This is a genomic window from Novipirellula sp., assembly GCF_041583735.1.
Taxonomy (GTDB): domain Bacteria; phylum Planctomycetota; class Planctomycetia; order Pirellulales; family Pirellulaceae; genus Novipirellula.
Window position 1 is genome coordinate 1 of sequence record NZ_JBFHFD010000542.1, and the last position, 5,957, is coordinate 5,957.

Consider the following 5,957-nt stretch of genomic DNA (forward strand, 5'->3'; position numbering starts at 1 on the left):
GTTTTTTGGGTTGCGGTTGCAGCGTGAACGGTGGTCATCAAACCACGCTTGATGCCGAAGCTGTCGTTGAGCACCTTGGCGATCGGAGCCAAGCAGTTGGTGGTGCACGAAGCGTTGGAGACGAATTGTTCGCCGTCGTAGCTGTCGTCGTTGACGCCCATGACGAACATCTTGGTGTCGTCTTTGGACGGAGCCGACATGACAACCTTCTTTGCACCAGCTTCGATGTGGCCTTTGGCCGACTCGGAGGTCAAGAAGATACCGGTCGATTCCACAACCACGTCGGCGTTGACTTCGCCCCACTTTAGGTTCGCAGGATTGGTTTCCGCGGTGATGCGGATCTTCTTGCCGTTGACGACAAGCATTCCGTTTTCGGTCGAGACTTCGCCTTCGAACGGGCCGTGGACCGAGTCGTACTTCAGCATGTATGCCAAGTAATCAACATCGAGAAGGTCGTTGATGCCGACGACTTCGATATCATCGCGAGTCACCGAGGCACGAAAAACCATACGTCCGATTCGGCCGAAGCCGTTAATTCCAACTCGTATTGCCACTGTCCTATTTCTCCTCAAGTTGATGGAGCCGAACCAGGATCACTGGCTGGCGTCGAATAAACCGTCTGATACGGTAAGCTGATTGTCACTCGAGCAATGGTTGCTCGAAACATTTCGTGGTCCAGTGGCAAAACACAAGCCACTTTCAATCACGATCACGCCGCGAATTATAGGAACCCGGTAGCCCTTTGAACCAGCCCCCGAAAACCACCCGCCCGCCCGACTGGCGTCGCCCGATTGGCGTTTCTGCGGGAACATGGAGTTACGTGAACGAGCGGACGATTGCGGACCATTACGATGCGTTTGTGGCGGATACTCCGCTTTGTGCCCTGGACCAGTCGATTTTGAAAGAAGTCTTTCCTGGCACTTTATCGGATGATTCCTCGCTAAGCCTGACTTCGATTGTCGATTTAGGCTGCGGAAGCGGGCGGGTGGCAATGGAATTAGCCAATCGAGGCTACCAAGTCGTTGGGGTCGATCTGAGCCAGCGGATGCTCGAAGTGATGATGACAAAGGCCTCGCAGCTAGCATTGCAGCGACAGATTCACGCAATTCGCGCCAACTTGGTTCAATTGGACTGTTTTGCCGACCAATCGATCGATCACGCGGTTTGTCTGTTTAGCACGCTGGGGATGATCCAAGGACGCAGGAACCGCCAGCAGATGCTTCGCCATGTCGCTCGCATCGTCCGACCTCAAGGTCGCTTGGTGCTGCATGTGCACAATCGCTGGTCCGCACTGCGAGAGCCCGGCGGGTGGCGATCACTGGTTCGGTCGTGGGTCAAATCGCGATGGCAATCCGATCACGAGTTTGGTGACAGCGTTTACCAGTACCGCGGACTCGAAAAGATGTTTATGCATCGATTTTCGAAACGCGAACTGATGTCGGATTTGCAAGCCACGCAGTGGGACGTCGCCCAGTTTCATTCGCTCTCGATCGACGGAGCCTCGATGGTCACCGGATCCCGCAGTCCCGTCGGCGGGTTTATCGTCGTCGCTGAAAATCGCGGTTCCAACACATGAGCCGTCGGCCGTAAGGCCTCGGCTAACGCCGCGCAACCAGCCGGCGTGCGTTGCGCCGCTCTAGAGCGATTAAATTCTTGATGGAGCCGACGTCGCGTTCGTGGTGGGCCACGTTCTGGCGAACGTAGCTACCCTTTGTTTCCTACGTTACCGCATCAAACCGGTCGACCACCGGCGCGCGACTAGCCAGATGTTTGCGTAGTGAGCCACGTGTCATCATCGAGTCCATATCGAGACAGCCGACAAGACCGCCATCGGAATTGACGACGGGAATTTGCCTGTATTGTCCTCCGCTGCGAAGGATTGCGTTTTCGAGCGATTCGTATTCGCGTGCAAACGGCGCGTTGTGATCGGCAATCTCGCCGACTGTCGCGATCAAGTGCTTCTCGGATTCAATCGCTGTCAATAAGTCTTTCAGTCGTAGCATGCCAATCACGATGTCGCCTTGAGCTGTGACTGGCAAACTTGTCGTGTCGATCGATTGCCAGCGATGGGCGGCTTCATCAAGCGTCGCGTCCATCGGGATCGAATTGTGGCAATGGGTCATGACGTTTGAAACGCTCAAACCACGCACCGATTCCATCATCTCGACTTGGCGAGCTTCGGAGATGCCTGCGTAGGCGATAAACATCGCCACCAAGACCGGGCCGGGCGCTTGAGCATAAATCCCCGCCATCGCCATCAGCATCGCGCATGCGATCCCAATGCGTGACGCCAAAAAGGTGGCTCGGCGGTAGTGAGTCACCATCGCTAGTAAACTTCGCAGCACACGACCGCCGTCCATCGGAAAGGCCGGAATCATGTTAAACACCACGAGCATGATGTTCACTGCTAACAAGATCACGCAGAACGCTAGAAACGACGGGGCAGCAGACATTTCCACCTCGGCCAATTCTCCATTGGCCAATTCCCCACCCGCCTGCGCGGTCGCCACGGTTTCCACCGGACCCACAAACGCATGAAAGATCTCGACCAGGATTTCAGCGCCGCCAAACAGGTAAAACCCCAGCAATAGTAGCGAGGCGATCACGACATTGACGGCTGGACCGGCGACTGCCACCACCAATTCTTGCCAAGCAATGCGGGGCATCCGCTGCAGTCGAGCCACCCCGCCAATCGGCAGCAACGTGATATCGATCGTGGGAATACCGAATTTGCGAGCCGCCAAGGCGTGCCCGTACTCGTGTAGCGTCACGCAGAAAAAGACAGCAAATAGCTGTGCCATGCCAAACGCAATGCCCACCAGTCCCTGCGATTGGGTTTCGTAGGCAACGTAGGCCATCAGCAACCCAAACGTCCAATGCACGTAGACCCCAATGCCGAGGAATCGGCCTAGCTTTAATCGGCGCTCTAACACATTGGCTCCGTTACAACGAATCTGGTTTCTGGCATAATTGTCATCACTCGCTACCAGGTATCGTAGCGAAATAAGTTGATTTCATCCCTACCCCCGTCTTGAACCTCGTTAAGAGCGTGTAGATCTATGCTTCGACACAAACTCATCCATCCGCAAATCACCGCGATTATTGCTGCGGCGGGACATCACAGCTCGATTTTGATCGCCGATGGCAATTATCCGGCTGCCAGCAAACGAGGGCCACGCGCGGAATTGGTCAGTCTGAATCTGATGCCGGGGGTGCCCACTTGTGACCAAGTGCTCGAAGCCCTGCTGTCGGCGATCCCGGTCGAAGCAATTCAGACGATGCAGACCGAAACAAGCGGTCCGTACGCCTTGGATGGCGACCCACCCGTATGGGAAGATTACCGCAAAACAATCAAAAACGAGGGGCTCGATCTGGAAATCCAGCCCGTTGACAAATGGGCGTTCTACGAAGCTGTTTCCACCAATGATCACGTGCTGACGATTCAAACCGCCGACCAACAACGCTACGCCAACATCTTGTTGACCGTCGGCGTGCGGATGGATTAGCCATCGTCGCTGATCGCTTCTGCACATTGTCGCTGATCGCTCCGCGATCATAGCGTTTCGACCGTCTCATTCCATCACAACGTAATGACCGCGGAGCGGTCAACGACAATCTTTTGATCGCGGGAGCGATTAACGACGATCCGGCAACAGCGATGCACAGACGAGTTCCTTGTCGTTGCGGGCATAGATGAAACCGTTGGCGATCGCCGGGGCGGACCAGACCACGCCGTCGCGTCGATTGAGTTGCTCGCGTGTCGGCGAAATCAGTTTCGTTCGCGAGTGTTCGTGGTAACCATCCGGTGCGACCGTTGCAAAGATCAATTCGCCTTGCTCGTTGAGCATGATCTCCGATTCGCCATGGCGGATCGTATGGACCGTGGCCCAGCGAGCACGGTTGACCGCGTTCTGGTCTTCCCAAACTCGGTCGCCGGTGGCCAAGTCTAAGCAACGCATCTCACCATAGCTGTCGACGCCGTAGATGTAGTCGCCTTTGATAAACGGGTTGCTGATCATGCAGTGCAGTGCGTCGGTATTCTTTTCGTCGACGCCCACACGGTGCCAAAGCTTTTCGGCGGCCGGTTTGTCGCGGTCCAAGCGAATCAGCATCGAGCCGTCATAGAACGACGAAACAAATAGCTTGTCGTCCTGAACCACCGGCGTTGGCACTCCGATCGGCATGTTTCGCGGTAGCATCGGGATGCTCCAAAACACGTCGCCATTTTTAGGATTCAATCCGCTCACCGACTCGCCGGTCCAGCACACCAGGACATCTTGGTCGCCCTGCTTGATCAAGATCGGGGAACTGTATCCGGCACGTTCATCCAGCGCGTGCCAAACTTCTTTGCCCGTGGTGCGATCCATGGCAACGACACAGGCATCTTTTTCACCAGCGGCGATTTGGATCACGGTATCTTCGTAAACCAGTGGCGCCGTGGTGATGCCCCAAATCGGCATACGAGCGTTGTAGTCGGCTGCCAGATCACGTTTCCAAAGGATCTCGCCCGTGGCGGCGTCAAAGCAAAAAAAGTTGCCCATCGCGCCGACCGAGTAGGCCTTGCCGTCGTCGATCGTCACGCTGGCCCGCGGCCCAGCACGATAACTGATCGTGTAGTTGACATCGTAGCTGTGCTTCCAAAGCTCTTGGCCCGTGTTGGCATCGAAACACAGCACGCGTTCGACTTCCTTCTCTTCGTTGCCGGCGCCATGGTCGGTCACGTAAACACGTCCATCGGCGACCGTCGGACCACTGTAACCGGCACCGATTGGGGCCGACCATTTGTGTTGCAACTTCCCGGCGGGTAATTCTTTGATCAGTCCCGTTTCGCGGAGCACCGCGTCTCGGTGAGTGCCACGCCACTGAGGCCAATCTTCGCCCACCGCCAAGGTCGTCACGCAGACGGCCGACAACAGCACGATGCTCGAAATTGTATACGGACGCATGGGATTTCCTAAAAAGGGTGAGGAGACGTGAATCGCCAAACGCTCAGGCGATTTTGCTTTCTTCGCTTCGCTGAGAATCGTTTCCCGAGCGACCGATCAACCAAAGGAATAGAGCTGCGGACAATCCAGCCGAACCAAAGATCATGCACATCACCATGATTTGATAACGCGCCGCGATCAGCGGCGATACTCCGGCCAAGACCTGGCCCGTCATCATTCCGGGAATCGAGACAATCCCGACCGCGTACAGCGAGTTGGTGATCGGAATGAACGCCGCTTTTAACGCGACCTCGCGAGCTTGGGTATCGGATGACCCTCGCTCGAACTCTGCATAATAGCGTTCGGCCGCCAAGCTGACCGAATTCATACTGCTGGAAAGCGTCATGCCCGCCAGCGGAATGAACACGCGCGGGGCAAACCAAGGGTCCAGCCCCAGCACAATCTGGGTCATCACCAAGAACGTCGATCCCGCGCCGAGCAGAATTGCCAGAAAGGCGAACTGAAAGTTTCTCGCGCGGTCGCGTGGGATGGATCGCAGCGAGATCCAGCTGGCCGCAACCAGCATTGCTGTAAACACCCCGATCACTACCAGCGATGTGTCCGTGCTGAAAATGAATCCCAGCAGATAACCGACCAGCGATAATTGCAGCAGCATGCGGATCACCCCGATCAAGGCCGCTCGAAACCCGAGCGACCAGCGGATCATCAGGGCAAGGACCAGCACGACTGGCAATAACGCAAACGCCAATCGATGCAGTGGAATGACGTCGGTCATGGATCAGGCAATGGTTACAAGTAAGCGACAGCAGCGAAAAACATTTTGCCCATCGTATCCATTTTCAGAGCCTTGACGATGGCAGCGGCATCATCTCGTAGCGAAATTCGCCAAGCGCTTGGGGATGTGAGATAGGCTTCCAGCCTTTTTATACCCCAAAACTTTTTCTTGCCCTTTCTCGTGCGTGTGCGAATGATTCTGCGAATTAGATTTTCATCGCACGGAGGTTGCACGGA

Annotated in this window: 6 protein-coding genes; 2 read left to right on the plus strand and 4 right to left on the minus strand. The window is 55.8% G+C overall.

The features are described 5' to 3' along the window. Positions 1-554 (minus strand): type I glyceraldehyde-3-phosphate dehydrogenase (locus tag ABX962_RS27795; protein WP_372724326.1); only part of this gene is annotated, 554 nt, incomplete at its 3' end. Positions 555-742: 188 nt separating this feature from the next. On the opposite strand from ABX962_RS27795, the gene ABX962_RS27800 reads away from it, so the two are divergent. Next, entirely contained in the window at positions 743-1,576 is an 834-nt protein-coding gene (locus ABX962_RS27800) for a class I SAM-dependent methyltransferase (protein ID WP_372724328.1), read from the plus strand. A 142-nt stretch (positions 1,577-1,718) separates the two neighbouring features. Here ABX962_RS27800 and ABX962_RS27805 read toward each other — a convergent pair whose 3' ends face one another. Continuing rightward, a complete protein-coding gene (locus ABX962_RS27805) occupies positions 1,719-2,933 on the minus strand; it encodes a site-2 protease family protein (protein ID WP_372724330.1) in 1,215 nt (404 codons plus the stop codon). A 126-nt stretch (positions 2,934-3,059) separates the two neighbouring features. On the opposite strand from ABX962_RS27805, the gene ABX962_RS27810 reads away from it, so the two are divergent. Next, entirely contained in the window at positions 3,060-3,506 is a 447-nt protein-coding gene (locus tag ABX962_RS27810; RefSeq protein WP_372724332.1) for an RbsD/FucU family protein, read from the plus strand. A 129-nt stretch (positions 3,507-3,635) separates the two neighbouring features. Here ABX962_RS27810 and ABX962_RS27815 read toward each other — a convergent pair whose 3' ends face one another. Beyond that, the gene (locus ABX962_RS27815; RefSeq protein WP_372724334.1) at positions 3,636-4,946 is read right to left on the minus strand and encodes a PQQ-binding-like beta-propeller repeat protein; all 1,311 of its coding nucleotides are present in this window, start codon (positions 4,944-4,946) and stop codon (positions 3,636-3,638) included. A 43-nt stretch (positions 4,947-4,989) separates the two neighbouring features. Further along, positions 4,990-5,721 (minus strand): ABC transporter permease, encoded by a 732-nt coding sequence (locus tag ABX962_RS27820; RefSeq protein WP_372724336.1) that lies wholly within the window; start codon positions 5,719-5,721, stop codon positions 4,990-4,992. Between the last annotated feature and the right edge of the window lie 236 nt (positions 5,722-5,957).